The following is a 26,537-nucleotide window of genomic DNA, read 5'->3' on the forward strand; positions in this document are numbered from 1 at the left end:
ACATAGCGCCGGATATTATGAAGATATCCCCATACCGGTAACGGGTTTGTCTGCGCTGTTATTTGATTGAATTTAATTTACTGTTATCTCCCCAAAAATGCATGGGCTCAAAATCGGGATAGGGGTAAAACCCTAAATTCAGCCGGATATCTTTGTTTTTAGAACGCAGATGGTCTAAAACAAATTGCTTTACTGTAATTGGAGTGTTGCTGGATACATTGATAATGCCCTCAACTTTTTTCTGCAGGGCAATTTTTACAATTGCTGCGGCCACTTTTTCTACGGGCATGAAATCCCGGGTTTGTTCACCACCACTCATGTTGAAAATAAGTGCTCCTTTTTCCAGGGCTGCGTCCAGTTGCGGAATGAGCGATTGCGGGTGCTGACCTTCGCCGTACATGTAAAAAAGACGTATCCATTTCAATGAAAAGTGTTGCTTCTGCCGGAAAAGTTCCAGCGCCTGTCTCAAGGCATCCTTTGCCTGTGCATAAAAGTTTCCGGGGAGCGCGGGCATGCTTTCATTCAGACTTCCTTCCTGCATCCCATATTCGAAACAGGTACCCGAAACGGTGATGTCGGTCAGGCCATTTTCGATCAGGTTGTATAGAAACTGCTTATGTGCGGGAAGATTTTTTTCGATATGAAATGCCTGTTTATAGTTGGGCAATCCTTCCCAGGCCAGGTGAATGAGCGCATCCGGTTGTTCAAAATATTCAAATAAATTATGAGACTTTTGCTGCTGATGCAGGTCAAAGTTTTTCACCTGTATCCTGGGGTGATTGAAAATGCCGGTGGGGCTGATGCTGCGCGAGCTGGCAATGATCATCACCTCCTGCTTGAGCAGCGATTGAATAACGTATCTGCCGATGAACCCCGTGGCTCCTGTAACCAGTATTTTTTTCATGTTATTTGCAGCGCGGGAATGGCCGTAACAAATTGCCCGCCCCAGTCTTTAATATACGCTAATTGTTTGGTGATTTCTTCCCTGAGGTTCCAGGGCAAAATCAGTACATAGTCGGGCCTGGCCTGTTTTAAGTGGGCTTCTTCCACCACCGGAATATGGCTGGCTGGAAGGAACTTGTGTTGTTTATGCGGGTTGGCATCCACTACAAAATCGATGAAATCGCTCTTGATGCCGCAATAGTTTAACAACGTATTCCCTTTGGCTGCAGCACCATAGGCTGCAACCGTTTTCCCTGATTTTTTCTGATCCAGTAAAAACTGTAATAACTCTTTTTTAATGGTAAAGGCCTTCTGCTGAAAACCGGCATAGTATGGCAAATCCTGCATGCCCTTGTGTTTTTCTTTCGCCAGTAATGCAGCTACCTGATCCGTAACCGGCTTTGTCAGATCTTCCTGGTGCCGGGCATAGATCCGGAGTGATCCGCCATGCGTGGGCAATTCTTCTACATCAAAAAGCTCAAGACCGGCTGCTTCAAATATCTGTTTAACGGTATAAAATGACAGATAAGAGAAATGCTCGTGATAGATGGTATCAAACTGGTTATTATCTACCAGCTGCATGAGGTGTGGAAACTCCATGGTAATCACGCCTGTATCTTTTAACAAAAGTTTCATGCCTCCCACAAAATCTACAATGTCCGGAACATGGGCCAGCACATTATTGCCCAATAACAGGTCTGCTTTTTTCCCTTCAGCAGCCAACTGACTGGCAAGGCGTACTCCAAAAAAATCCACTACAGAAGGAACTCCTTTTTCAGCAGCGACTGCTGCAGTATTCGCTGTAGGCTCTACGCCTAATACAGGTATTTTCTTTTCTTTAAAGTATTGCAGCAGGTAGCCGTCATTGCTGGCGATTTCAATAACCAGGGAATCTTCGGTATAATGAAATCGCTGCTGCATCTTTTCTACATAAGCCTTTGCATGTAAAAGCCAACTGGTAGAGTAGGAGGAAAAGTAAACATAGCTGCTGTCAAAGATGGCATCGGATTTTTTATATTCATCTACCTGTACCAGGAAACAGGAAGGACAGGTATACACTTTTAACGGATAAAAGGTTTCGGGCTCATTTAATGCCTCCTTTGTTAAAAAGGAATTGGAGGCAGGGGAGTTTCCCAAATCTATAAATACATTGTTCAGTTCAGTTTTACAAAATCTGCAATTCATTGTGTTGCTTTTATAATAACGGGTGCTGCTGATCACGCGCGGATAATTCAATGGGTGTCAGCGGCCATTGTATATTTATTTTAGGATCGTTATACCGGACTCCGGATTCCGCTGCCGGCGTATAGAAGGCTGAATGACAGTATACCAGTTCTACATCATCGGTCAGTGCCTGAAACCCGTGTGCAAATCCTTCGGGTATGTAAATCATTTGCTTGTTGGCGGCCGAAATTTCGGCGCCAAACCATTGTAAATACGTTGCTGAGTTGCTCCGGAGATCAACCATTACATCGTATACAATACCTGCAATACACCGTACCAGCTTAATTTCTTCATGAGGCGGTTGCTGAAAATGCATTCCCCGAACCGTTCCTTTTAAGGCTGTATAAGAATGATTCATCTGCACCCATTCTTTGTTATGACCAATTTCGGCGAAGCTGTCTTTACTAAAGGTACGCATAAACCAACCCCGGTGGTCTCCAAGGACTTTGGGAGTAATTAAAAAACTGCCGGGTAAAGAAGTAGGTGTAAATGTCATAACGCCATGTACCGGTTAATCTGGTTGATAGTAAAGGCCGCTGCATCTGCAACCGGTTGCCGGTACCACTCAATGGTCCAGTTAATGGCTGCGGCTGCATTTAATTTGGGCAGCCAGTTTAACTGCTGTTTTGCCTTGTTGATGCTTAGCTGTAACAGATGTGCTTCATGCGGAGCCATGGGGTTGCTGCCATCTTTCCAACTGCCGCTTCCCCAGGTAGCAATGGCATGCGTAACCAATTGCTCCACCGTAAGATGATCTGCCGGTTCCGGACCAAAATTCCAGGCGCCGCTATAGGAAAGATCATTATGCAATTTTTCGGCCAGCAACAGGTAGCCGCCCAGTGGCTCCAGTACATGCTGCCAGGGTCGTACAGCTGCCGGGTTACGTACAATAATCTCCTGCTGCGCTTTTAAGGCGTTTACAAGATCCGGAATAATGCGGTCTTTACTGAAGTCGCCGCCACCGATTACATTACCGGCTCTTACAACACCAAGGGCTTTTTGATGATCTGCATAGGTTGCGGTATTGAAAAAGGCATTGCGGAAAGATCCAACCACTAACTCAGCACAGGCCTTGCTGGCACTATATGGATCATATCCTCCCAGGGCATCCTCCTCTGTATAAAGAATATGCTGCTCTTTGTTTTCGTAGACTTTGTCGGTGGTGATCACAAGCACGGTACATTTCCCTTTCACTTTTTGCACGGCTTCAAGAAGATTGGCTGTTCCTGCAACATTTACCTCAAATGTTTCCGCAGGAATTTCATAACTCCTGCGTACGAGTGGCTGTGCGGCCAGATGGAATATATAATCCGGCTGAAAAGCCTCTATCGCTTCGGATAACCGGCTTTTGTCACGAATATCAGCAATAATGCTATTGCCGGTTGTATAGGGCTGCGTTACATTGAAGATACATTGTTCATTTTCCGGGGAAAGCGCATAGCCGTTTACACAGGCGCCCAATTCCTTTAACCATAGGGATAACCAGGTGCCTTTAAACCCGGTATGCCCGGTGATAAACACTTTTTTTCCCGAATAACCTGCCGATAAGGTTGCTTTGTTTACCACACTTTCCATTTCGCATTATTGTTTTTCCACATGTCTTCCAGTTCGATCTTATCCCGTAATGCGTCCATTGGTTTCCAGAAGCCCATATGCTTAAAAGCGGCAAGCTGCGCATCATTGGCTAATTGTTCCAGTGGTTCATCTTCCCACATCATGTTGTTCATATTACCGCTGAGATAGTTGAATACTTCCGGCTTCAAAACAAAAAAGCCACCATTGATCCATTTGCCTTCATCTTTGGCTTTTTCCCGGAACGCAGATACGTTGTCATCAGCATCCAGCTCAAGTCCTCCAAAGCGCGAATCCAGCTGCACGGCTGTAACAGTAGCAATCTTATTGTGTTGTTTGTGGTAATCGAGCAGCTGCGAAATATTTACATCACTGACTCCATCACCGTAAGTGAGCATGAAGTCCTCGTTGCCAATGTATTTTTGCACCTGCTGTAACCTGCCCGCAGTTTTGGTAAGCGCGCCTGTTTCTACCAGGGTTACTTTAAAATGCTCGCTGGAGCTGGCATGGTAGGCAATCGAATTATTAGCGAGATCCACAGTAAGATCTGCATTGTGCAGGAAATATTGCGTGAAATATTCTTTAATGATATATCCCTTATAACCCAGGCATACGATGAATTCATTAAACCCGTAATGGCTGTAAATTTTCATAATATGCCACAGGATCGGCTTTCCGCCGATCTCTACCATTGGTTTGGGGCGCACGTCGGTTTCTTCCGACAAACGGGTACCCAATCCTCCCGCAAAAATGACCACTTTCATATTGATGCTGATTTAGCCTGAGTATTGGAACAAAAATAATTGTTCTTACGGTCAAATTCATTAGATTTCACATTTAATATAAAAAATGACGTTTTAAATGTAATACCTGTGAATACGGAGTTGATGATGCCTTTTTATATAAAGTTTTCCGCGAATCCAGGTGCCTTTGCCGAGATAGGTTGAGACGACCGGACAGGGTATCGGCCAATAGTGGCGGCACTTGCGGCGTATTGCTGAACATTTTCTAAGACTGGCACCGGTATAAAACTCAAAATCAACTGCTTTTTACCGGTTTGTTATACCTGCGCCGGTGGCAATTTCAGAACGTATAACACCGGGCGCACCCGTAAAATGCTGTTAAAGTTATCTCCGATGGATTACAATGCCATGTTATAGTAATGCGGAACCTGATCCACTGCCTGTGAGCCTTGTGGTTCGCTTTTCGTCAAAGGTCTGCAGCTGGAGACCAGGAAGTGTATGCTTATGGAGCGCAGGTGGATTTTTTATCAAAAATATTGGATAAGGCTTTGGACAGCGAGCCAACAGCGCTTTGGGCTTCTTGCCAATTAGCCGGTTATGCTTATCTTTACCGCCAATAAAGTCATAAAATATTCATGGAAAGTATTCAACATATATTTGAAAATTATTCGGGACCCCTTTTAAATAAATGGGATAATTATATTGATGTTTACGACTATTACTTTGCACCATATAGAAATAAAGAATTCGTATTCCTGGAGATCGGCATTTCGCACGGTGGATCGCTTCAGTTCTGGCAGCAATATTTTGGCGATAAGGTGAAAATATATGCCATTGATGTGAATCCTCAGTGCAAAAGATTTGAACGTGAGAATGTAAAAATATTCATTGGTTCGCAGGAAGATCCGGAGTTCCTGGAATCTGTAAAAAAATCCATTCCTCCCATTGATATTCTGCTGGATGACGGAGGACATACCATGAAACAACAGATCACTACCTTTAATGTGCTTTTTGATCATGTAAAGAATAACGGTATCTATATGTGTGAGGACCTGCACACTTCCTATTATAAGAATTATGGAGGTGGTTTAAGAAAGACCGGCACCTTTATCGAGTTTAGTAAACGGCATATCGATAACCTTCACGGATGGTTTGCAAAAAAAAGGCGGCGTCAGCAGATGTTTAATAAAATTACCACATCTGTTTGGGGGATTCACTATTATAATTCGATCGTAGTTTATCTGAAAGGAACCGTTAATGAGCCGCGCAATCTTTTTAAAGGCGATGAAACAATCACGATTGGTGATTATGCGGTGTTTGGACAAAAAAAATCAATTACTGGTCAGATTAAGAAACTGATCTCGGGAAAACGATCATAAAAGCTGTTTCAGTGTAACGCATATAAGCATAAGGAATATGAAGTTTGCAGCGGTTGTGATTACCTATTTTCCCGGAAATGATTTTTGGGGTAATATCGCAACTTATCTGAACGAAATGGATCGGCTTTATATTTTTGATAACAGCGAGCCCTCCTATTCTTTTCCGCAGGAAATCAGTCAGGATCCCAAAATTATCCTTATCGCTGACGGGGTGAACCGGGGGATTGCGACAAGGCTAAATGCGGCAGTAACCAGGGCTGCTGATGAAGATTTTGATTGGTTGCTGACAATGGACCAGGATTCCCGTTTTGACAAAGAGCAGCTGCAGCAATATATTTCCAATATTAAGCATTTTGAAAAGCTGGAAACCGTAGCCATGTTTGGGGTTGAAACTGAAAGAGCCCCGCAACCGCCTTCAACGGTATTTAAACCATCACGGTTGCTGATTACATCGGGAAGTATGGTAAACCTGCACCTTGCCGGGCAAATAGGAGGCTTTGATGAGCAGTTGTTTATAGATGGTGTGGATCATGCCTACTGTTTTCAGGCTGCCAAACGGGGCTTTGAAACACTCTGCTTCACCGGAATTTATCTCAATCATAACCTGGGAACAAAACATACGGTGCGCTCACTAAAAAACCTGCAGAAAACCAGTCGCACGTTGCATGCGCCTTTCCGGTTGTATTATATGTACCGGAATTTTCTGTATCTCTCCAAAATATACGGCATGGATTTTCCTGAAGCGTTTGCCCTTCTCAAAAAGGATTTGTACAACCGCATCAAGAATCATCTTTTTTACGGATCGGAAAAAAGGCGCGTGCTAAAAGCCATCCTGAAAGCCCGGAAAGATTTCCGGACAGGAAGGATGGGAAGGCAGCCGCTCAACTAATCTGTGACCGGTACCATTCCTATGTCTCTATAACGACTACCTCCATATTTAAAAGCTTTCCAAGTTTTTTAATCCTGGAGGCTATATGTCCAACACCAACCGCACAATGATGGGCCGGGCCATGGGCATTCCAGTTATTAATGAAATTTCTTGCTCCGGAAGGGAACCGGTAGCGGCTATTGGTGTTGCCGATCTGCAAAACGGGTCCTGCTACAGATGCTCCTTCAGCTACCAATAGCATCAGTTTTCCTTCCGTAGCCTCCACTACAGACAGCAGGGTTACGGGGCCATGTTTAACACTCATTTCTACAGATAATCCTTTACCCACTTTGCCATGGTAAACTCCCAGGGGGCGTACCTTTGTTTTGCCTTCGGCGATGGCAAGGTGGCCCGGCCCGTCGTGGCCCATTAATACCACATCCTCTTTAAAATCGATGGCGTAGTATTCTGTAAACGACCCGCCTGCTCCAAAACTATCCATGATCTTCATGGCCTGGGCATTTTTGATTTCATATTCTCCGGCTACGGGAATGCCGTTGGCTGTAAGCAGGGAGTTGCCCAGGATGATGGAGCTAATGGTATCTTCGTTTTCTGTATTTCCGGTTCCTTTATAATAATACGCGATAGAGCCCAATTGATACTTCGATACAAGCAGCTCCATTGCGATGGATGTACAGGCAGCGCGGTATAACTCAGCTTCGGGGCAATCGGGTTGAACATCGAACAGGTCCTGAAAGAGCCGGATCCGTTCCCTGATTTCTTTTTCAGCAACTGTTTTCCGGAGCGCTGAAAGTTCATCTACCTCCAGTAATTCGATATGCCCGCCAAAGACCGCATATTGCTGGGTAAGATCGGTGTAAATATCCAGCATGCCACTGTAATAATGTCCCAGGCAACCCAACCGGTTATGTGCCATTGTGTGGGCTACTTTCGCTGCTTCTACCCATTCATTTATTTCATTCCAGCAGCTGTCATCCTCCTGCAACATGCCCGTTACCTGGTAAAACCGGATACCGGTTCGTTTAAACACATTGGCGATTTCCGGCACCGGACAGGGGGAGCACCAGCTCAGCCATTCACCGGTCATTTTTGTGCGGTCATTCATCGCATTAAAAGCCGCATAGTCCATTTGAGGGCCGGGAGAAAGGTTTAAAATAATAACCGGCACTTTGGTACGCTGTACGGCCGGCAACACAGTAGCAGAGAGGGCATAAGTGGTTACATAAAGAAAGATCAGATCCACTTCTTCCTGCCGGAACCGGCTGCCGGTGGCGAAGGCCTTATCTACAGTGTCAACCAATCCGGCATTGACCACTGTTGGGTGAATCTTCCTGATGCGTTCTTCAACCAGCTGAAGATACCCTTCCAGCCGCTGCCGCAATCCTTCAAACTGCTCCCAATAAGCATCCAGGCCAATACCCATTAATCCGATTTTTAAACCAGTTGTTTGCATGTGTTTCTTATAATGATCTATTAAATAAAATTTGCGGTTTAATCCTGTGTACTCCGGAACAGGCGGATGTTGCCGAGCCCATAGTCGAACAGAATATAGCTGTTGCCCGGGGGATAGGTGGGGATGCCGTTCCAGCTGTCGGGACCGGTATACCCCTGCCGGTACGTTTTATAATGCGGCCCCATCAGGTTGCGTAAACTGCCCACGACTTTTACCTCAATGGTATTTGTTCCTTTTTTTATCAGTTTTGATATTTCAAGCTGATAAGGCGCCGCATATATCATTCCGGCCTGCTGTCCGTTTACGAATATTTCTGCCACGGATGCCTTCAGCGAGTCCAGCTGCAGCAAATAGCGGCCTGCTTCGTTCAGGGAATAGGTCCTTTGGTAAACAATCGTATGCCCGTACATGGGCAAGCCCTGGTTTTTCCAGCTTCCGGCAGTCAGTGCCCGGGGCTTAACAAGCTTCCATCCCTTTGCAGCCGACTCCAGGTTATAGTTGCCCAGGATAAAAAGCGGACCTATTTCTGCATATATGCGCATGGGGTCAATGGTCAGTGAAATGGTGTTATTTCCCGGTTTCAGATAGGGACCTGCCTGCAATACCGTAAACGAACGGTCAAGCCACCAGCCGGTGCCTGCTTGCACCGGCTGGCCATTGATCCGGATAGTGTTCCATAAGTGTCCCTGTTCAATAACGGCCCTGAAGTTTTTGGTATCCACATCTTTGTCTGCCAGGAAATGATACGATACTGTAAAGCCGGAGCCCCGGGAAAAGGTATCCCGCTGTACAAACTGGGTTTTGAATTGCATCTGGTGGTCCCAGGGATCTCCGGGAAAACCGTTTTGCTGAAATACCCGTTGGGTGGCATCTTTTACATGCAGGTCCTTCACCTCCGTATTGCGAACCTGAAGATCGCAGAAGTCGATCATCAGGGTGTTTTCTGCAGGACGTTGCACTATTATATTGCTCCCATTGATCTCTTTTTTATGTTGAATGGGATCGTAAACACCAGTGGCTTTTTGCTCTTTGTCAGCGATAAATAACAGGATACTGCCGGCAGGAGGCACATCAAATAAAAAACGGGTGCGGTGCTGGTTTTGGGTTTTAGGGTATTTCAGAATGGCACCGGTATGGAGGTCCATCAGGAATATAAATTTATCTCCGGCTGCTTCCACATAGCCTGCAGCGGTCTGCGTAAGATTTGCATTGGATAAAAATAGTAGCTGACCATCACTGACGATGCGCCGGTGATGCAGGAGGCTGCCTTGTTCTGTAACAGGCGTGGCCATATGGATGTAGAAAGCGTCGGACCGGAATATCTGCTCTATAACCGGAGGGTCCGGCTGTGGATAAGCGACAATGTTCTGCTGGTTGGCAGCGAATTGTTCCGAAGATTGCATGGGCGTACCATCGATACGGGTTAGCGGATGAAAGAGTATCAGCCGGCCGCCATTGGCAATAAATTGCTTTAAGAGGAGATAGGTTGACCGGTTAATGTTTTCCATTCCGGGGGGAATAACCACGGTTGTATACCCGGCATTTCCAATCCTGAATTGATTTTTGGCTACAGAGCCATGGTCTTTGATGATATTCTCAGAGCCCAGGTCATATTCGGCCTGCGCCTTTTCCAGTTGTGTAACAAATGCCTGGAACCGGTTGCCGGTTTCAAAAAAGCGATCGTTGCTCTTAACGCGGCTGTGATACATCCATGCGGTGGAGGTAGGCTCAAGGACCAATACCGTATTTTTTTGAATGCCACGGGAAAGCGCATAGGATAGCCGGGCAAAATATTCATTGAGTGGTTTATAATAAGGCCACCAGGAGTTCTGATAGGAAAAGGTTGTCGGATAATCATATTTCCGCACTCCGGCCATGCTCATCCAGGAAAGGTGCTGGTTCATAAAATTAACACCCAGTGCGGCCTGCCAGTCGCCCAGCCGCTTCAGATCCCTGAAGGTTAAATCCCATCCGGCTCCGCCATAGGTTTCGCAAAGTGTACGCTTTTTGCCCAATTGATTGGCGACACTGGATAACTCTTTCACCGAACGGATATTTCCAAATTGTGCATTGGGACTGGTTTCATTAAACTGGTTAAACAGCATGTCGATACCGGGCTGATCATGCCAGGCATACATGGCCATATTATCGGGGCCTTCACCGGGATCGGGCCAACCGTGTTCCCAATAGTGTCCGGTCCATTTCAGGTGATTTTTTTGAGTAAAAGCCTGCATCGGTTTCGACCACCGGTCGATAAATAACTGCAACAGTGTTTCCTGGTAATTGTGCCGTATTTTCTGCCAGTTGCCGGTTTCTTCAAAAAGAGAAGGCAGGTGTGGCACCAGGTCATATCCCCATTTTTTCCTGAACACCGCAAAAAGATCCGGCGTCCATCTTATGGTTTGGCTGCCATGGGTGGGAATGCTGGGTTCGTCGGAGAAAGTACCAGGAACGGTTTTGCCAAACGCACTTCCAAATGCCTTTTTATAGGGACCAAAGGTTACATCGATAAACTTTTCAGTAACACCTTTTACCAGCAGGTCTACCAATGGATAATTGGGCGGTCCTACCATACCGGCCTGGTTGGTGTAACTCAGCTTGCGGAACAGGTAATAACTGCCTTTTTCTCCGGCTGGCTGTGTTGCAGTGGCTGTAATATCTGTGAACCGGTCGCCCTCTTTTTTTAAACAAATAAAAAAAGAGGTCTTGTCATGGGGGACGGTATCGGATTTAAATAATTGAAGCATCTGCCCCTGGTTATAAGATTCGGGCATCTGGTCTGGCACCAATCCTCCGGCAAATCCTGTAGGATAGGAGTTTTCATCATAGATCCATACATGCATATCCAGTTCTGCAGCTTTTTGAACCGCATGTTTGTACAACGATAACCATTCTTCACCAAGGTATTCGGTAATGAGGCCGGGACGGGGATGTATAAATACGCCGCCGAAGGCATTGGCCTTAAACTCCACCAACATGGAATCAATAATTGCGGTGGTCACCTTTGTATTCCATACCCAAAGCGGAGCTGTTTGAAATTCTTTACCGGGATTGGAGAAATTTCGGAGAATGGTTGAGAAGGTAACAGGAGGCGCTGGTTTTATCAGGGATTGGGCATGTATGCCGGCCGTAAGGCTCAGAAAGAGCAGCAGGGCGGATACCACAGTTGCCGCTCTTTTTCCGCGATTTGTTTTTATAGCAATCATTGAACACCGGTCTTTTAACGGTACTGCAAAAGTCCTGAATTTTGCTCATCAAAGTCAATATCAAAAATGACCTTTGACCTGTATTTTTTGATAAATTTGAGCATCCATGAACAACTATTATAAATATCTTCCAACCAGCAATGTGGATAAAAGCTGGGGTTTATATATTGTAAACGCCGGATGTACAAAGATTGCAAAATCGCAGCGTTACCCGCCCGCAGATCATCCCTCACATCATTATTTCAACTGGGAGGAAGGGCGTATTCTTGATGAATTTCAACTGATCTATATATTAAACGGAACGGGCGTTTTTGAATCGAAAAGCTGTGCGCTGATGCCTGTAAAATCCGGAACCTTACTGATGTTGTATCCCTATGAATGGCATCGGTTTAAACCCGATGAGGATACAGGCTGGGAAGAATACTGGATCGGTTGTAAGGGCAATATTCTGCAACAAATCTGCAAGCACCATTTTTTTCCTAAGGAATCGCCTGCTTATTACCTGGGCAGCAACGAATCGGTGATCCGTTTATTTACCGATGTGATTGAGGAAACGCGATTGGAGAAAACGGGGTATCAGCAACTGGTGTCGGGGATGCTGCTGCACCTGTTTGGTGAAATTTTTTCGCTGTCAAAACAATTGAACTTTGATAAAAAGCACAAACACGAGGAGCTGATCAACCAGGCCATGTCTGTTATGCATGCCCATATCCATTCGTACCTGTCGTTTGAAAAACTGGCGGGCGATTTTTGTATCAGTTATTCCTCATTCAGAAAAGCCTTCAAGTTATATACCGGGATGTCTCCGCACCAGTACTTTTTGCAGTTGAAACTGAATAAGGCAAAGGCATTGCTGCTGCATTCGGATGCTTCCGTTAAACAGATCGCAGATCAACTGGGATTTGAATCTGCTTATTCTTTCTCCAAGATTTTTAAGGCAAAAACGGGGGATGCTCCCAATCATTTTAAGAAGAAGTTTCTGTTATAGGCGCAGCGATTTTACCCAACAGGTTTGTAAAACAGGTACCGTTATACCGGTGCAGAAAGGATCTTTAAAAACCGGTCCAGGCCTTTGCGCTTTTCTTCGTCAAGTGTATAGCTCAGGTCCTGTGAATAATATTTTTTAAGGTCGTAGATTCCCTCCGGTATCCGTGCAATCACTTCATCCAAATGGTCCAGACCGTAGGCATTGGCTTTGTCAAACTCCGCTATAAAATGATCCGGCAGCTTCCGGGTACTTACCCAGGCGGCGAAAACAAAGGGCAGGCCGGTAGCATTTTTCCATTCCCCGGCCAGGTCATAAATGTATTCAAATTTAGGACGCTGTTGTAAGGCGCGGTCGCCGATGATCAAACCGGCTGTGGTCCCTTTTATTTCGTCCACGAAAGATTCGCTGCGGGCATCTACGATCTCCGGCCGGATCTTCCAGTGGTTTTTGATCAGCCAGCGGCATAATGCTACCGATGACCGGCTTTGATAATCCAGGTAAATTTTTTCTACCTGCTCCAGCGGAACCTGGCTGAATACGCAAACAGAGGCTACATCGCCAATGGCACCAATGCAATAATTGCCGTTAATATAGTATTGTGGCAGTTTTTGCGTAATGGCCACCGGAACCAATCCTATATCAATCTGGTCATTCAGCAGCAATTCCGCCAGTTTCGCGGGTACATCTTCGATCAGGTCGATCTTTTCGGTGATAGGGGGAAACTGTAAACCGTATAAAAGAGGTCTTGTATTGAGGTAATTAATTATTCCAACTCTTATCTTTTCTTCCACGCCGAATCCTTTATTTTTGTGCAAATTTAGTTTGTTTGGGGTTTAATGTTCAAAGTTTAACGTTAAACCTTGAACCTTGAACCTTGAACATTAAACCTTAAGTATGTCTTTAACAGCAATTTCTCCGGTAGACGGCCGTTATCATAAACAGGTACAGCAACTGCAGGAATATTACAGCGAGTATGCATTGATCAAGTACCGTGTGATCGTGGAGATCGAGTATCTTTTTTTCCTGGCGGAAAAAAAGTTTCTGAAATTATCTGCCCCCGCCAAAAAACACCTGCGGGCTGTAATTGAAAATTTTAGCACAGATCAGGCAAAAGCGATCAAGGAGATTGAAAAAACAACAAATCATGATGTAAAGGCGGTGGAATATTTCCTGAAAGCGGAACTGGATAAAACCGATGCAAAGGAGGCAAAGGAATGGATCCATTTCGGCCTTACTTCACAGGATGTAAACAATACGGCCATTCCCATGCTGTGGAAAGGCAGTATGGAGCAGGAGCTGATGCCGGCTTATGTAAACCTTCAGTCGCATCTGAAAGCGCTGGCAAAACAATGGAGCGATGTGTCTATGCTGGCTAAAACCCATGGACAGCCGGCCTCACCTACGAAACTGGGTAAAGAGTTTATGGTTTTTGTAGAGCGGATCGATAACCAGGTGCAGCAGTTTTCCTACATCCCTTTTGCCGCTAAGTTTGGCGGGGCTACCGGTAATTTTAATGCGCACCATGTAGCCTATCCCAAGGTAGACTGGATCAAATTCGGAAATGAGTTTGTAGATGAAGTACTGGGCTTACAACGGATGCAATACACTACCCAGATTGAGCATTATGATAACCTGGCGGCGCATTTTGACGCAATCAAAAGGCTGAATACGATCCTGCTGGATCTTTGCCGCGACATCTGGACCTATATCAGCATGGATTATTTCAAGCAGAAAACAAAGGCCGGTGAAGTAGGCTCTTCTGCAATGCCGCATAAGGTAAACCCGATCGATTTTGAAAACGCAGAAGGTAACCTGGGCATTGCAAATGCATTGCTGGAGCATCTCTCCGCCAAATTACCGGTGAGCCGTTTACAGCGCGATCTTACCGACAGCACTGTTTTAAGGAATATAGGTGTGCCGGTGGCGCATGTTATGATCGCTATTAAAAGCATTGAAAAAGGGCTGGGGAAACTGGTTTTGAATGAAGCCAAACTGAAACAGGACCTGGAGGATAACTGGGCGGTAGTAGCAGAGGCAATACAAACCATCCTGCGCCGGGAAAAATATCCCAACCCGTATGAAGCGTTAAAAGCATTAACCAGGGGCAAGGCCGGCATTACCAAGATGGCCATCCATGAATTTATAAAGGGTTTAAAAATATCGGCAGATCTTAAAAAGGAACTCCGGCAGATCACTCCGCATAATTATACGGGGATCGTGGCTAAATATTAAGGTCCTATTGGGCTGGTAGCTTCATAATGAAGTGACCGGCGTTTGATCCACAAAACCATTTTCCGGCATGCCGCTTCAACAGTCATTGAGGCGGCATGTATATTTTAAGCACATCAATCACAGGAAATACTCCAGTGTTTCAATGCTTCATTGTTATCTGCCATGCACCGGAGACGCTTTATTGTCCGCAGGAAATGGAGATGAATCAAATATGTTTAGTCTGTTTGAACCATTCCGGCAACCACGGCTACTTCACCAGTCAATCGAGCGGATGCCTTCTGTTTCCTTCGCTCTTGCTTTTGAAGCCGTTTCAATTGTCTTTTTGCCCGCCCTTTTGGCTGTGTTATAATTACCCCGCCTACAATACCTTCAAGACATTGAGCCGGAACCGGAGCAAGTTTGGGCATCGGTACAATAAAAGGATCCGTATTTGGCACTACCTTGCCTATTCGTTTAGTACAGTTGCTGGTTACCACGACGTTTGGCAGTTCGTTTTTGGAAACCTGGGCGTTTCCGGCCCGGGAAAGCGCAAAGAGCAGCATAAACACCGCCGCAACCCTTTTTACCAGGGGCCAGCCCGACCGGGAAATATGGTTGGCAGCCAGGTATACTTCTGCCTCATATTCCATCGCCAATTGCGTTTCAGTGAACCGTCCGCATATTTTCTGTGACTGGTGTTGTACAGGTAAGCAGAAATGGCGTCGGGTGTCATGCCGGTAAAATCTACCACTGTTTTGCAACAGGTATTACAATAGCGGCCATTTTCACCAGGACGCATGGCCTCCCAGTTTTCATGACAGGGGATTGGGATCTGAATTTTCATAGTTACTGTTTTCCATTTGTGTTCAATACCACAATTCCCATAGTGATGATCTTTTTCTCAGTACCGATACTATCGCTTTTAAAGACCGGCAATTTTTCCTTTTTATAAGGTGTTTTCTTTTTTGCAGGTTCCGGTTTTGGCGGACATATAGCTACTCTTCCCCACAATGGTTGCTGAACAACAGTTGTGGAGTTGTTCCCGGTGTTTTTTTTAACCGTTTGAGCCTGTGAATCCTGGCTAAATGCAAGGAATAATAAAAAAACAGCCGCTAGTTTTCTGGTGTAATTCATTGCAGACTGCCATATGGACCTGGTTAATGACAGGAGCGTTGTTTCCGGGGTAAGCTGACTGGCCATAAATCTTCCGCAAATCTGCTGTGAGCGGTAATTTTTAAGATAGGTGCCGATGGCCTCCGGGCTCATACCCGTAAAGTCGGTAACGGTTTTGCAACAGGCATTGCAGAAACGCCCTTTTTCTTCCGGTTGCATTTGCTCCCAGTTTTCATGACAGGGATTGGGGATGCTGATATTCATAATCGCTGTTTTCACTAAGGATGCCGCTGTTGCAACAATTACATAAGTGTGCATCGTGAAATTTGAAAACAGGTCAATTATTGCACTTTATTGCATGAAAAGCAAGTCTATTAAGGACATGGCGGCTGAAGCGACCCTGTCAATACTCAATGGACCAACGAGTAGCCTGTTACCTGGATGGAATATGCGGTGCTGTAGTTACTGAAACAAGCTTCCGGAAGCACTATTCTTCCTTTACCCTGGAAGGCGTGTCTTTGCCCGCAATAATGGATTGCGCACTGATGCCGATAGACCGGATGATCTGTGTCATATTGCCAAGGTCCAGCGTTTCTACGGTATCACTGGGTTGATGATAATGCGGCTCTGTATCCATTTTTGAAGTGGAAATGGTGTGGGCCGGCACACCCAGTTTGGCCAGGGTGGCATTATCGGAACGGTAGAATAATTGCTGGTCGGGGTAAGGATCGGGATGAAACTCAAAACCGGTTCCGGCCAGGTTTTTTTGAAGAATGGCGCCCAATGATGATTTTTCAAAACCGGTGATATAAGCAGAATTCTTGCCCCATTTGCTATCGGTACCAATCATTTCAATATTCAGCATGGCCGCAATTTTAGCTGGATCCAGCTGCTGACTGAAATACTGTGATCCGAAGCCCCCGGATTCTTCCGCGGTGAAGGCCACAAAAATGATGGAACGCTCATTGTTTTTCAGGGTGGCAAAATGATCGGCGAGCAGCATGACGGCCGTTGTGCCCGAAGCATCATCGTTTGCGCCGTTGTAAAGGGAGTCGCCATTTACCGGTTTGCCGATGCCTATATGATCGTAATGGGCAGAAAAGATAACATATTCATCTTTGCGCGATTTGCCCGGCAGCAGTCCGGCAACATTGGCAAGTTTATGTTCGGTAATAACATGCGAAGCCTTGATGGCATAGGTTTGCAGGGACGGATTGCCCAGGATAAAAACTGTAGAGCCGGACCGCTTTAAAAAGTTCCGTTTAAAAAATACCAGTCGTTTAAAGTCTGGCGTAAAACTTTCGTCTACCAGTACAATATTGTTTTTGCCGTTGCTAACAGCTTCGGAAGCTTTGAGAAAAAGTGAACTGCCCGCGGGGATAGTGCTAACCGTATATCCAGATTTTTCGGTTACCTCCAGTTCCGGCTCCCCGGTAACTACGATTACGTTATTTTTTGAAACTTCTTTTTGATTAATTATGGCTGTAAGTCCTCTAAATGCGGCACTATATGCTGTAAATGGTTGTAAAAAAGAACTGCCCTGTAAGGGTTGTAAGCCACTTTTGTTAAAAGAGGCTGCAATAAAACTGGCAGCTTTATCAATTTCGGGAGTGTAAACTGCCCGGCCTTTCATTTCATCGGAGGCCAGAAAGCGGATCGTTTTTTCAACGGTAGCTGTATTGAATGCGCCGGTATTTTGGGCGGATATATAGGTGGCGGGAATGAATGCCAGAAAAAGGAATCTGAAACTGCGCATGCGTATGATTTTTAAAGGAAGATAATAAAAAATGCGGATCAACCAGCGGAAACCCATCCCACATGACGGCGCAGATTTCACATAGATAAATCGATCGGCAATATCAGCGATCAAAATCCGCGGCGATCCTCGGAAAAATTATATCCGGTAAGATATGTTTATTACTGATGGATCTCGCTGCTGAAATGAAACTCAATATCAGGATTATTGGTGATCTCTGTATTCAGGAACCATTCACTTTGGGCAAGGTATACCATATTGCCGTCCTTGTCTTCGCCGGTATTGGTTTGTTTGAATTTTCCAAAGTCTTCCAGCTTCTTAGCATCCTTACTGGTGAGCCAGCAGGCTTTGTAAAAAGGCAGGGCCCTGAATTCTACCGAAGCTCCGTATTCATGCAACAGGCGATACTGGATCACTTCAAACTGGAGTTCTCCCACACAACCTACAATTTTACGGGTGCCGCCAAACTGGGTAAACAATTGCGCTACACCTTCGTCTGTTAGCTGAAGTAATCCCTTTTCCAATTGTTTGGTTTTCATCGGGTCTCGGTTAATTACCTCTTTGAAAATTTCGGGAGAGAAGGAGGGGATCCCGGTGAAATAGAAATTTTCGCCTTCTGTCAGCGTATCGCCGATTTTAAAATTCCCCGTATCAAATAAACCCACTACATCTCCGGCATAGGCATCCTGGATAATACTTTTATCCCGGGCCATAAATGAATATGGATTGCTGAAACGAACATCTTTGTCTAAACGCACATGATGAAAGTATTTATTGCGCTCAAACTTACCAGAACAAACCCGGAAGAATGCGATCCGGTCGCGGTGTTTGGGATCGAGGTTGGCATGGATCTTAAAAATAAATCCGCTGAGTTTTTCTTCCTCCACATCTACTTTCCGGGTGGAGGTTTCGCGGCTTTGAGGTGGTGGGGCAATACGGATAAAGGTATCCAGCATTTCCTTTACCCCGAAATTGTTGATGGCACTTCCAAAGAATACCGGTGACACTTTGGCTGCCAGGTAATCGGCTACGTTCAGCTCGCCGTTCACGCCGTCTACCAGTTCCACATCTTCTCTCAGAAGGGCCGCATCGGCAGATCCCAGCCGGTCATCCAGGATCGGGTCCTGGATATCAGAAATAGCCAGGGTATCTTCTTCATCGGCCTTGGTATTGGCCGTAAACAACCGGATATTTTTATCGTACAAATTGTATACGCCCTTAAAGTCCTTGCCGCTGTTGATAGGCCAGGTCATCGGATGTAAGGAAATATTCAGTTCTTTTTCAATTTCTTCCAGGAGATCGAACCGGTTCTTGCCATCACGGTCCATTTTGTTAATGAATACGATCACCGGGGTATCGCGCATCCGGCATACTTCCATTAAACGGCGGGTTTGCTCCTCAACTCCGTTCACGCTATCTACCACCAGGATTACACTATCCACCGCTGTAAGGGTACGAAAGGTATCTTCTGCAAAGTCTTTGTGACCCGGTGTATCCAGCAGGTTGATCAGGATGTTCTGGTACTCAAAGCTCATTACCGATGTGGCGACGGAGATACCCCGTTGCCGCTCGATTTCCATAAAATCGGAAGTCGCTGATTTTTTAATCTTGTTGCTTTTTACGGCACCCGCTACCTGGATGGCACCGCCAAATAAAAGAAACTTTTCTGTAAGCGTGGTCTTACCGGCGTCCGGGTGACTAATGATCGCAAAAGTGCGCCGGTGCATGATCTCCTCGTGATACTTCATAAGTGCGCGAAGATAGGAAGGTTTCGGGTTTTCTGTTCAGGTTTTGTGGGTACCCATGAATATGACTTTTAGCCGCTGACGCGCAGGTCATTTTGATTTTAATCATTGAAATCGAGCGTATGCAGGCCCATCTGCGAATCTGTGGCTACTCTTGCAGCTTTATTTCCTGCAACGGCAAAAACAGATCGCGGTGATGCTCTTTATGCTTTTGGTTGTTGTGTTTCCTGCTCTCCGGTTTTACAGGGAGCGTGCGAAGATAAAAATCAGCGTATCAGCAATTGCTTTATTTCTTTGTTTTCTTTTTAGTTGAAGTAACTTTCTTTTTAGCTGACGCTGCTTGTTTTTCGGGTGCTTTTTTAATTTGTTTTTTTGCGGTAGACTTGCCAGATGTACGGGACGACTTTGCTGGTGCGGCCTTTACTGTTTTTTTGGCCAGACGCGGCGCCGGCTTTACATTAGATTCCGGCATGGCCGTGGCCGCAGCCGTGCGGCTTTCGGTTTCTTCTTCACCACCGCTTACCCGGTTTTGCATATAGTCCCCAAAGAAATCATAGGCCTTGCGCGCCATATTGTACATATTGGAGTTCATTTTATTACCCAGGATAATGATCACCGCCTGTTCATCCAACAGTCTTCCAAAAGCCGGTGTAAAGCCATGCCATTTTCCATTATGGTAGATCACATTTTTTCCATTGGGCAGATTCAGCATCCGCCAGCCTAAACCATAGTTATGGATGGATGCTTTTTCATGACTGTGTGGTTGATAGGCTGAATCCAGCAGGGATTGACGGATAAAGGCGGGATTGTAAAGCGCCCGGTCCCATTTAAACATGTCTTCCGGCGTGCTGTAAACGTTTTTGTCTCCGTAAGTATTGTCAAACTGATCATTCACCCAAAGTGCCCCGGAAGGTTTGTAAGACATGATCACATGGCCGCTGTCTGCAGGGGTATATACAAAGGTGTGCTGCATCTGCAACGGGTCGAAGATGGTTTCTTTAACATATTGCGGAAATTTTTTACCGGTTACTTTTTCAACGATCAATGCCAGCAATACAAAGTTTGTATTGCAATATGCAAAGCGGCTGCCGGCTTTAAACATGGGGGCCGGTTTATATTGTTCAAGGAAACGCAGCACATCGTCGTTTGATATCATCTGCCTGGGATTCCACTTGGTTTTATCTTCCATTACAGAAAGATAATTGGGCACTCCGCTTCTGTGCGATAACAATTGCTCCACCGTAACAGCGGGATAGGGAAACGACGGAAAATACCGGGTTACAGGGTCCTGCAAACCTATCCTGGACGCCTGTACTAATTTGAGCACTGTAACTGCTGTAAACGGCTTGCTGGTAGATGCGAGGTGAAACTGTGTTTGAGCGTCAATGGTATCTTTTTTTCGATTGGGATCCTGGAAACCCTGATACGATTCATAAAGTATATTGCCGCCCTTTGCAACAAGAATGCCACCATTAAATCCACGCCGAAGCAATGCCGAATCAAAAAAGTCACTGAGTACTTTATGATACCGGGCCTTATCGGCTTCGGTCATTTGCTCCACATCAAAAGCGATGACGTTACTGTGTGTCTCTCCTGATTTCTCTTTCTGGGCCTGTGTTTTAGACTTACAACCAATCGTTAATAATGTCCACGCTAAAATAACTGCAACAACTCTCAAGGTACAAAGATTTTTAAAGGGGCAAATTTAATCGTATCTGCCGCTGAACAAAACTAATGTTCTTAAAATTTTAATTTTTGTTAACTTATTTGGATATTTGCTCGTATGACAAATAAAAAAGAGACGAGTTACCCGAAAGAGAAAATCCGGATTTTGTTTCTGGAAAATATCAGTGATTTTGCTGTACAACGTTTTAAGGACGAGGGCTATTCGAAGGTAGAGAAATTGTCGAAGGCGCTTACAGAAGAAGAGTTGATCAAAGAAATAAAGAATGTACATATTCTGGGAATCCGGTCTAAAACGCATATTACCAAAAAGGTGTTGGATGCGGCTGAAAAACTGCAGGCAATTGGCTGTTTTTGTATTGGCGTAAACCAGGTAGATCTGGCAGCTGCCACCGAAAAAGGTATAGTGGTGTTTAATGCACCTTACAGCAATACACGCTCGGTTGCAGAACTGGTGATCGCTAACTCTATTATGCTCATCAGAAGATTGCCGGATAAGATCAAAGCGGCACATGATGGCATCTGGATGAAGGATTCTAAGGGCAGCTATGAATTAAGAGGTAAAACACTGGGCATTATTGGCTATGGAAATATTGGCTCACAGGTAAGTGTGCTGGCGGAAGCAATGGGGATGAAGGTGTTGTTTTATGATGTGGAAACAAAACTGCCATTGGGGAATGCAAAGGATGCTAAATCCCTGAAAGAATTGTTGCAGCAATCGGATGTGGTTACGCTGCATGTTCCGGATAACCCGCAAACAAGAAACCTGATTACTAAAAACAATCTGAAATATTTTAAGAAGGGAGCAATTCTTATTAACTACGCAAGAGGCGAAGTTGTAAACCTGGATGACCTGGCCAAATTTATGAAAGAGGGACATCTCAGCGGAGCTGCACTGGATGTATTTCCCTGGGAGCCGGAGAAAAATGGCGATAAATTTACCAGTCCGATGCAAAACCTGCCCAATGTGATTTTAACGCCTCATATTGGAGGAAGCACAGAGGAGGCACAGGAAAACATTGGTGTGGATGTAAGTTCCAAGCTGTTCAACTTTATCGAGAAAGGGATCTCCAACGGATCACATACAGTTCCGGCCCTGGCATTGCCTTCGCAGGATGGGGTGCACCGCATTCTTCATATACACTATAACAGGCCAGGGGTACTTTCAGAGATCAACACGTTATTGTCGAACAACAATATCAATATCACCGGGCAGTACCTGAAAACAAATGATGATATCGGGTATGTGGTGCTGGATGTAGAGAAAGGGGTTTCGAAGAAGGCGGCATCGATCCTGAATAATGTGAAACACACGATTAAAACAAGATTGGTTTATTAATACAATTAGCAGAATGCATAAGCATAATAAAAGCTCCCGGAGGGGAGCTTTTATTATGCTCTTGTTCGTTTGTTACTGCTGGCATTAAGCAAAATGAAAATTTGCAAATGCCTTTTTTCTCCGCGCAATAAAAAATGTTATGAATGCCATTAAAAAAGCCTCCGGTTGGAGGCTTTTTGTTTTATTGAACTTCGGTTACTTTGATCGTATTGGTGTGTAACTTCAGATGAACCGGCGTACTTCCGGTACTTACGGCAGTATCTCCACGTTTCAGGAATCCATTCTTTTTGAGGATATTGATCTGGTCTGCAAAAATGGTATCCAGGTCGTGCTGGTCATCGTCATAGAAGAAGGCGCGGATACCCCAGCTCAGGCTAAGCTGATCGATCAGCGTACGGTTCTTTGTAAATACATACAAAGGCACTTTAGGCCGGTAGCTGCTGAGCATAAAACCGGTGTAGCCGCTTTGCGTCATGCCGATCAATGCATCTGCCCTTGTGTCCTTCGCCAGGTTACAGGCGTTATAACAAATGGCATCACTGGAAAGGGAAGGAGAGTGCGGTTGTGGCTGCAACTCATTCGCCAGGTCATAGTGATATTCTGTTTTTTCAATTTCCAGTATGATCTTCCGCATGGTTTGCACAACCAGCGTGGGGTGCTTACCGCTGGCGGTTTCGGCACTCAACATTACAGCATCGGTACCTTCCAGCACGGCATTGGCCACATCGGTGATCTCACTGCGGTTGGGTTTGGAACGGTCGATCATGCTTTCCATCATCTGTGTGGCTACAATTACCGGTTTGGCACGGTGAATGCATTTGCGGATAATGCTCTTCTGGATCAAAGGCACTTTTTCTACCGGCAGTTCCACACCCAGGTCGCCCCGTGCAATCATGATTCCATCGGATGCATGTATGATTTCCCGGATATTGGGAATTGCTTCCGGCATTTCAATTTTTGCAATGATCTTGGCCTTGCTTTTGTGCTTGTCCAGGATCTTGCGGAGCTTTTTAATGTCTTCCACCTGGCGTACAAATGACAATGCCACCCATCCCAGCTGCTCTTTTATAATAAAATCCAGGTCTGCAAGATCTTTGGGCGTCAACGCAGGTAAAGAAATCTTGGTATCAGGAAGGTTTACACCTTTCTTGGAAGAAAGGAATCCGCCCAGCACTACTTCAACCTTCACATCATTATTAGGCAGGACCTTCCGAACGATCACTTCAAGTTTTCCATCATCGATCATGATCTTGTTGCCCACTTTTACATCCTTATGAAAATTGGGGTAGGAGATATAGATCTTTTCCTTGGTACCCACCATTTTTTTATTGGTGAAGATGAACGTATCGCCCGGTTCCACAATGATACCGCCGCCTTCCATTTCTCCTACGCGGAGTTTGGGACCCTGAAGGTCGCCCAGGATAGCGACTGTTGTTTTTTCTTTTTGATTGATCTCGCGGATGTATTCAATGATCTGTTTTTTTTCTTCATGTACCCCATGAGAAAAATTCAGACGAAAAACATTTACACCTGCTTTTACAAGATCAAGCAGTTTATCATAAGTATTACAGGCCGGCCCTACCGTGGCCACGATCTTTGTGCGGTTGAAGCTATGGTCTGTATCCTTTGAAACGCTTGCTGTTTCTACAGATTTCTTTCGAACTTTTTGAGTTTCTGTCATTTTTCGATTTCTAATGTTAATATTCCGATGGCATCGGAAAAGGGATTGCTGATTAAAACCGGAAGCTACAAATTAAAAACAAAAAACCGCGCAGCAAAGGCGGTTTTAATTGTATCTGGTTTTAATTTTAGTTCCACTCCAGGATGTTATTGAACAGATATTCGTCCGGATTGTCAAGATACTTCTTGGCGGCTTCTTTATCTGCATCTGTCAGATAGTGCAGCGCATTTGCAAATACGGTCTGTGTATCTGCGCTTTGCATATCGATCAAACGGGGTTTTACCTTGCCTTTTTCATCTGCTACATCTTTGAGGTAAAGCGGTTTAACGTTTCCGGTTGCGTCAACAGTAACCACGGCACCCGTAACCGTTTGATCAAAAAGTTGCTTTACACCCATTCCAAGGTAGGTACAATATTCCAGGTCGAAAGCGGTGGGAGCCAGGCAACGGAGTTCATACCCCAATTCTACCGGGCGGCTTTTTACGGAAATATTCAGTTTTTTTAATTCGTTCTGTAAAAGAATGTTGTAGATATGCGCCTTGCTTACGTTTCCAAGTTCGGGATGACCGTGATCATCGTAAGTGAACTGGATGCCGGATGCCGTAATATCATCATCGCTCATAAAATGGAATACCCCTTCACTTACAACGGCAACGCCATAAGGAATTTCCAGGATATTTCTTTTTACGATGGAAGAAACGATCAGTTTGGTGATCTTATCCAGCGTCAGTTTGGTTTTGTTGAACATTTCGGGGATCACGATCATCGGGTAATGACAGGCAACACCAATACCGAAAGCCAGGTGACCGGCTTCACGGCCCATGGCCGAAACAACAAACCAGTTACCGGAGGTGCGGGCATCTTCGTAAATGGTTTTGCCCAGTTTTACACCTTCTTCCCGTGCACTCTGGTAGCCGAATGTAGGCTGACCATAAGGAAGCGGAAGATCGTTGTCGATGGTTTTGGGAACGTGAATGTTTTGAACAGGCACGTTTTTGTTCCTGAGGAAAGTGGCAATCCGGTTAGCGGTAGAAGCCGTATCGTCGCCCCCGATGGTTACCAGTAATTTTATATTGTTTTTTTCAAAGAATTCGCTTGTAAACTCGTCATCTTTTGGTTTGTACCGGCTCATACGCAGAAAAGAACCTCCGCGGCTAAAGATGTCATCCGCCAGTTTAAAATCGATGTCGGTGGTAACTCCTTTCCCGTTAAAAAGGTTTTTATAACCATCGTGCAAACCAATTACCCGGTAGCCATCTTTCAAAAACGTTTTAGCTACAGAACCGATCACCGTGTTGATACCGGGTGCAGGACCACCGCCGGCAAGAATTACAATACTTTTCTCCATATAAAATTTATTATAACTTAAGTGCGCAAATATAAGAGAAATTGATTTTTATTCTGTTGTGTTTGTAGTTATTTAAAGATTATTAAATCTTAACGGTCGTTTGTGAAAAATATTTAAACGAAAGGGGGCATACAATCGTTAGCGGGAATGAAGCGGGTCCGTAGCGTATTTCTATATTCTGGTAAATAGGAAGTTCTCTGGGCAACCGTGTACCAGGTTTGTCAAGTCATAGTTTACACCTGCCGGAAGAGTTGGCGACTGGCAGGCCCCCGTCCTTACGTCTTTTGAGTTAGATTGGTTTTCCCGTTTTTGTTGAAATATGCGCGGGTTGTGGCAATGCCCGGCCCGGAATAACGGCCGCGTGCCTTAGGGTCAGCACCATTCAAACAAATATTTTTCATCAAAAGGAATGTCAAATGTGTTCAGGAATTCCACATATTCGGTTTTGAATGTTTTCCTTTGATGATGTGCTTCCTGGTTTAAAATATAATTGTATACCTGTTCAATTTGTGAATGGGCATAGGAAAAAGCTCCGAATCCTTCCTGCCAGGAAAATTTGCCATTGACGAGGTGCCGGTCATTGATGAAATTTGAGGAATTGTTTTTGATATCTCTTACAAGGTCTGAAATGGCCATGGCCGGTCGCAATCCTACAAAAATATGCAGGTGATCCGGCATGCCGTTTACGATAATCGGTTTTTGCCCCTTGCCTTTGATAATTCCTGCGATATACTTATGGAGCGCATCTTTCCAGGCGGGGTGAATCAGGTTTTGCCGGACTTTTACGGCAAAAACTATCTGAATGTAGATTTGGGAATAGGTTCCAGCCATGATTTTGGTTTTTTATAGGTTATAAAATGCCACCCCTTCGGGGTTTTGTCCGCGTCAACGTTGGTGCTATAATTATATCAGTCCTTTGGACTTTTTGTGACGAATTGTTTCTGGTTTTGAAGTTAACAAATTTTAAATAACCCAAGTTGCTAGTTATAAAAGAATAAAAAGAGAAAGCATGTTATAATAATTTTGGATTACCACATCTAAAAAACTATAGCCATGCTTTCAGACAGTAAAATTATAGCTCTTTATTGTATTGTAGATGATATTTTAAAGTCGTTGCAGCATAGCGAGGATTTGCGAGTAAGGGTAAGCGATGCAGAAATTATCACCACGGCATTTGTATCAGCCTTGTATTTTGGAGGCCATCAGGACAACGCCCGCCATTTTATGAAGCTGAAAGGATATGTGCCTGATATGCTGGACAAATC

General features: G+C 45.0%; 21 protein-coding genes and 1 pseudogene. 6 read left to right on the forward strand and 16 right to left on the reverse strand.

Annotated features, from left to right (window positions below):
• Window positions 1-58: 58 nt before the first annotated feature.
• The 5 genes from Q1V85_RS10190 to rfbF are packed head-to-tail and all read right to left on the reverse strand — an operon-like array spanning window position 59 to window position 4,502.
• Window positions 59-904: an NAD(P)-dependent oxidoreductase gene (locus Q1V85_RS10190; RefSeq protein WP_300599535.1), complete on the reverse strand. Its 846-nt coding sequence runs from the start codon at window positions 902-904 to the stop codon at window positions 59-61.
• Entirely contained in the window at window positions 901-2,127 is a 1,227-nt protein-coding gene (locus tag Q1V85_RS10195; protein WP_300599537.1) for a class I SAM-dependent methyltransferase, read from the reverse strand. The genes Q1V85_RS10190 and Q1V85_RS10195 overlap by 4 nt, the downstream gene beginning before the upstream one ends.
• A 10-nt stretch (window positions 2,128-2,137) precedes the next feature.
• Window positions 2,138-2,662: a dTDP-4-dehydrorhamnose 3,5-epimerase gene (gene rfbC, locus Q1V85_RS10200; RefSeq protein WP_300599539.1), complete on the reverse strand. Its 525-nt coding sequence runs from the start codon at window positions 2,660-2,662 to the stop codon at window positions 2,138-2,140.
• Entirely contained in the window at window positions 2,659-3,741 is a 1,083-nt protein-coding gene (rfbG, locus tag Q1V85_RS10205) for a CDP-glucose 4,6-dehydratase (RefSeq protein ID WP_300599541.1), read from the reverse strand. Before rfbG ends, rfbC begins: the two co-directional genes overlap by 4 nt.
• Window positions 3,726-4,502: a glucose-1-phosphate cytidylyltransferase gene (gene rfbF, locus Q1V85_RS10210; RefSeq protein ID WP_300599543.1), complete on the reverse strand. Its 777-nt coding sequence runs from the start codon at window positions 4,500-4,502 to the stop codon at window positions 3,726-3,728. The genes rfbG and rfbF overlap by 16 nt, the downstream gene beginning before the upstream one ends.
• Window positions 4,503-5,116: 614 nt before the next feature.
• Here rfbF and Q1V85_RS10215 point away from each other — a divergent pair.
• Entirely contained in the window at window positions 5,117-5,860 is a 744-nt protein-coding gene (locus tag Q1V85_RS10215; RefSeq protein WP_300599546.1) for a class I SAM-dependent methyltransferase, read from the forward strand.
• Between the two features lie 37 nt (window positions 5,861-5,897).
• Window positions 5,898-6,749 (forward strand): glycosyltransferase, encoded by an 852-nt coding sequence (locus tag Q1V85_RS10220; protein WP_300599548.1) that lies wholly within the window; start codon window positions 5,898-5,900, stop codon window positions 6,747-6,749.
• A 19-nt stretch (window positions 6,750-6,768) separates the two neighbouring features.
• Here Q1V85_RS10220 and Q1V85_RS10225 read toward each other — a convergent pair whose 3' ends face one another.
• Together Q1V85_RS10225 and Q1V85_RS10230 are read right to left on the reverse strand one after the other, a co-directional pair.
• Window positions 6,769-8,202: an arabinose isomerase gene (locus Q1V85_RS10225; protein ID WP_300599550.1), complete on the reverse strand. Its 1,434-nt coding sequence runs from the start codon at window positions 8,200-8,202 to the stop codon at window positions 6,769-6,771.
• Window positions 8,203-8,240: 38 nt separating this feature from the next.
• On the reverse strand, window positions 8,241-11,408 hold the full coding sequence (locus Q1V85_RS10230) for a glycosyl hydrolase (RefSeq protein WP_300599551.1): 3,168 nt from the start codon (window positions 11,406-11,408) through the stop codon (window positions 8,241-8,243).
• A gap of 106 nt (window positions 11,409-11,514) precedes the next feature.
• On the opposite strand from Q1V85_RS10230, the gene Q1V85_RS10235 reads away from it, so the two are divergent.
• Entirely contained in the window at window positions 11,515-12,396 is an 882-nt protein-coding gene (locus tag Q1V85_RS10235) for an AraC family transcriptional regulator (protein ID WP_300599552.1), read from the forward strand.
• A gap of 41 nt (window positions 12,397-12,437) precedes the next feature.
• Here the strand turns inward: Q1V85_RS10235 and Q1V85_RS10240 are convergent, their stop codons facing one another.
• On the reverse strand, window positions 12,438-13,211 hold the full coding sequence (locus Q1V85_RS10240) for a menaquinone biosynthetic enzyme MqnA/MqnD family protein (RefSeq protein WP_300599554.1): 774 nt from the start codon (window positions 13,209-13,211) through the stop codon (window positions 12,438-12,440).
• A 79-nt stretch (window positions 13,212-13,290) separates the two neighbouring features.
• Between Q1V85_RS10240 and purB the strand changes: the two genes are divergently transcribed.
• A complete protein-coding gene (gene purB / locus Q1V85_RS10245; protein WP_300599555.1) occupies window positions 13,291-14,628 on the forward strand; it encodes an adenylosuccinate lyase in 1,338 nt (445 codons plus the stop codon).
• Between the two features lie 215 nt (window positions 14,629-14,843).
• On the opposite strand, the gene Q1V85_RS10250 is transcribed toward purB, so the two are convergent.
• From Q1V85_RS10250 to Q1V85_RS10270, 5 genes are all read right to left on the reverse strand, one after another.
• A complete protein-coding gene (locus tag Q1V85_RS10250; protein WP_300599557.1) occupies window positions 14,844-15,257 on the reverse strand; it encodes a hypothetical protein in 414 nt (137 codons plus the stop codon).
• Window positions 15,258-15,453: 196 nt separating this feature from the next.
• Complete coding sequence (locus Q1V85_RS10255) at window positions 15,454-15,984, reverse strand: hypothetical protein (protein ID WP_300599559.1); 531 nt, start codon at window positions 15,982-15,984, stop codon at window positions 15,454-15,456.
• A 223-nt stretch (window positions 15,985-16,207) separates the two neighbouring features.
• Complete coding sequence (locus Q1V85_RS10260; protein ID WP_300599560.1) at window positions 16,208-17,476, reverse strand: M28 family peptidase; 1,269 nt, start codon at window positions 17,474-17,476, stop codon at window positions 16,208-16,210.
• A gap of 161 nt (window positions 17,477-17,637) precedes the next feature.
• Window positions 17,638-19,224 (reverse strand): peptide chain release factor 3, encoded by a 1,587-nt coding sequence (locus Q1V85_RS10265; RefSeq protein WP_300599561.1) that lies wholly within the window; start codon window positions 19,222-19,224, stop codon window positions 17,638-17,640.
• A 283-nt stretch (window positions 19,225-19,507) separates the two neighbouring features.
• On the reverse strand, window positions 19,508-20,899 hold the full coding sequence (locus Q1V85_RS10270; RefSeq protein WP_300599563.1) for a serine hydrolase domain-containing protein: 1,392 nt from the start codon (window positions 20,897-20,899) through the stop codon (window positions 19,508-19,510).
• Between the two features lie 105 nt (window positions 20,900-21,004).
• Here Q1V85_RS10270 and serA point away from each other — a divergent pair, with 105 nt between their 5' ends.
• Window positions 21,005-22,243, forward strand: a complete 1,239-nt coding sequence (gene serA / locus Q1V85_RS10275) for a phosphoglycerate dehydrogenase (protein WP_300599564.1) — start codon at window positions 21,005-21,007, stop codon at window positions 22,241-22,243.
• A 181-nt stretch (window positions 22,244-22,424) separates the two neighbouring features.
• Here the strand turns inward: serA and pyk are convergent, their stop codons facing one another.
• From pyk to tnpA, 3 genes are all read right to left on the reverse strand, one after another.
• Complete coding sequence (gene pyk / locus Q1V85_RS10280; RefSeq protein ID WP_300599565.1) at window positions 22,425-23,924, reverse strand: pyruvate kinase; 1,500 nt, start codon at window positions 23,922-23,924, stop codon at window positions 22,425-22,427.
• Window positions 23,925-24,051: 127 nt separating this feature from the next.
• Complete coding sequence (locus Q1V85_RS10285; RefSeq protein ID WP_300599567.1) at window positions 24,052-25,272, reverse strand: 6-phosphofructokinase; 1,221 nt, start codon at window positions 25,270-25,272, stop codon at window positions 24,052-24,054.
• A gap of 372 nt (window positions 25,273-25,644) precedes the next feature.
• A complete protein-coding gene (gene tnpA, locus Q1V85_RS10290) occupies window positions 25,645-26,103 on the reverse strand; it encodes an IS200/IS605 family transposase (RefSeq protein WP_300599569.1) in 459 nt (152 codons plus the stop codon).
• A gap of 222 nt (window positions 26,104-26,325) precedes the next feature.
• On the opposite strand from tnpA, the pseudogene Q1V85_RS10295 reads away from it, so the two are divergent.
• Window positions 26,326-26,537, forward strand: a pseudogene (locus Q1V85_RS10295) (IS982 family transposase); the annotation flags it as partial.

Origin of the sequence: Niabella sp., from assembly GCF_030150205.1 — a bacterium.
GTDB lineage: Bacteria > Bacteroidota > Bacteroidia > Chitinophagales > Chitinophagaceae > Niabella.

Coding starts and splice junctions, on each gene's coding strand:
- Q1V85_RS10260 (WP_300599560.1), bottom strand. CDS start 17,476: ATGCGCAGTTTCAGATTCCTTTTTCTGGCATTCATTCCCGCCACCTAT.
- purB (WP_300599555.1), top strand. CDS start 13,291: ATGTCTTTAACAGCAATTTCTCCGGTAGACGGCCGTTATCATAAACAG.
- Q1V85_RS10255 (WP_300599559.1), bottom strand. CDS start 15,984: ATGAATATCAGCATCCCCAATCCCTGTCATGAAAACTGGGAGCAAATG.
- Q1V85_RS10250 (WP_300599557.1), bottom strand. CDS start 15,257: ATGGAATATGAGGCAGAAGTATACCTGGCTGCCAACCATATTTCCCGG.
- Q1V85_RS10235 (WP_300599552.1), top strand. CDS start 11,515: ATGAACAACTATTATAAATATCTTCCAACCAGCAATGTGGATAAAAGC.
- pyk (WP_300599565.1), bottom strand. CDS start 23,924: ATGACAGAAACTCAAAAAGTTCGAAAGAAATCTGTAGAAACAGCAAGC.
- Q1V85_RS10265 (WP_300599561.1), bottom strand. CDS start 19,224: ATGAAGTATCACGAGGAGATCATGCACCGGCGCACTTTTGCGATCATT.
- Q1V85_RS10225 (WP_300599550.1), bottom strand. CDS start 8,202: ATGCAAACAACTGGTTTAAAAATCGGATTAATGGGTATTGGCCTGGAT.
- rfbC (WP_300599539.1), bottom strand. CDS start 2,662: ATGACATTTACACCTACTTCTTTACCCGGCAGTTTTTTAATTACTCCC.
- Q1V85_RS10230 (WP_300599551.1), bottom strand. CDS start 11,408: ATGATTGCTATAAAAACAAATCGCGGAAAAAGAGCGGCAACTGTGGTA.
- Q1V85_RS10195 (WP_300599537.1), bottom strand. CDS start 2,127: ATGAATTGCAGATTTTGTAAAACTGAACTGAACAATGTATTTATAGAT.
- rfbF (WP_300599543.1), bottom strand. CDS start 4,502: ATGAAAGTGGTCATTTTTGCGGGAGGATTGGGTACCCGTTTGTCGGAA.
- serA (WP_300599564.1), top strand. CDS start 21,005: ATGACAAATAAAAAAGAGACGAGTTACCCGAAAGAGAAAATCCGGATT.
- Q1V85_RS10220 (WP_300599548.1), top strand. CDS start 5,898: ATGAAGTTTGCAGCGGTTGTGATTACCTATTTTCCCGGAAATGATTTT.
- Q1V85_RS10285 (WP_300599567.1), bottom strand. CDS start 25,272: ATGGAGAAAAGTATTGTAATTCTTGCCGGCGGTGGTCCTGCACCCGGT.
- Q1V85_RS10215 (WP_300599546.1), top strand. CDS start 5,117: ATGGAAAGTATTCAACATATATTTGAAAATTATTCGGGACCCCTTTTA.
- Q1V85_RS10190 (WP_300599535.1), bottom strand. CDS start 904: ATGAAAAAAATACTGGTTACAGGAGCCACGGGGTTCATCGGCAGATAC.
- tnpA (WP_300599569.1), bottom strand. CDS start 26,103: ATGGCTGGAACCTATTCCCAAATCTACATTCAGATAGTTTTTGCCGTA.
- rfbG (WP_300599541.1), bottom strand. CDS start 3,741: ATGGAAAGTGTGGTAAACAAAGCAACCTTATCGGCAGGTTATTCGGGA.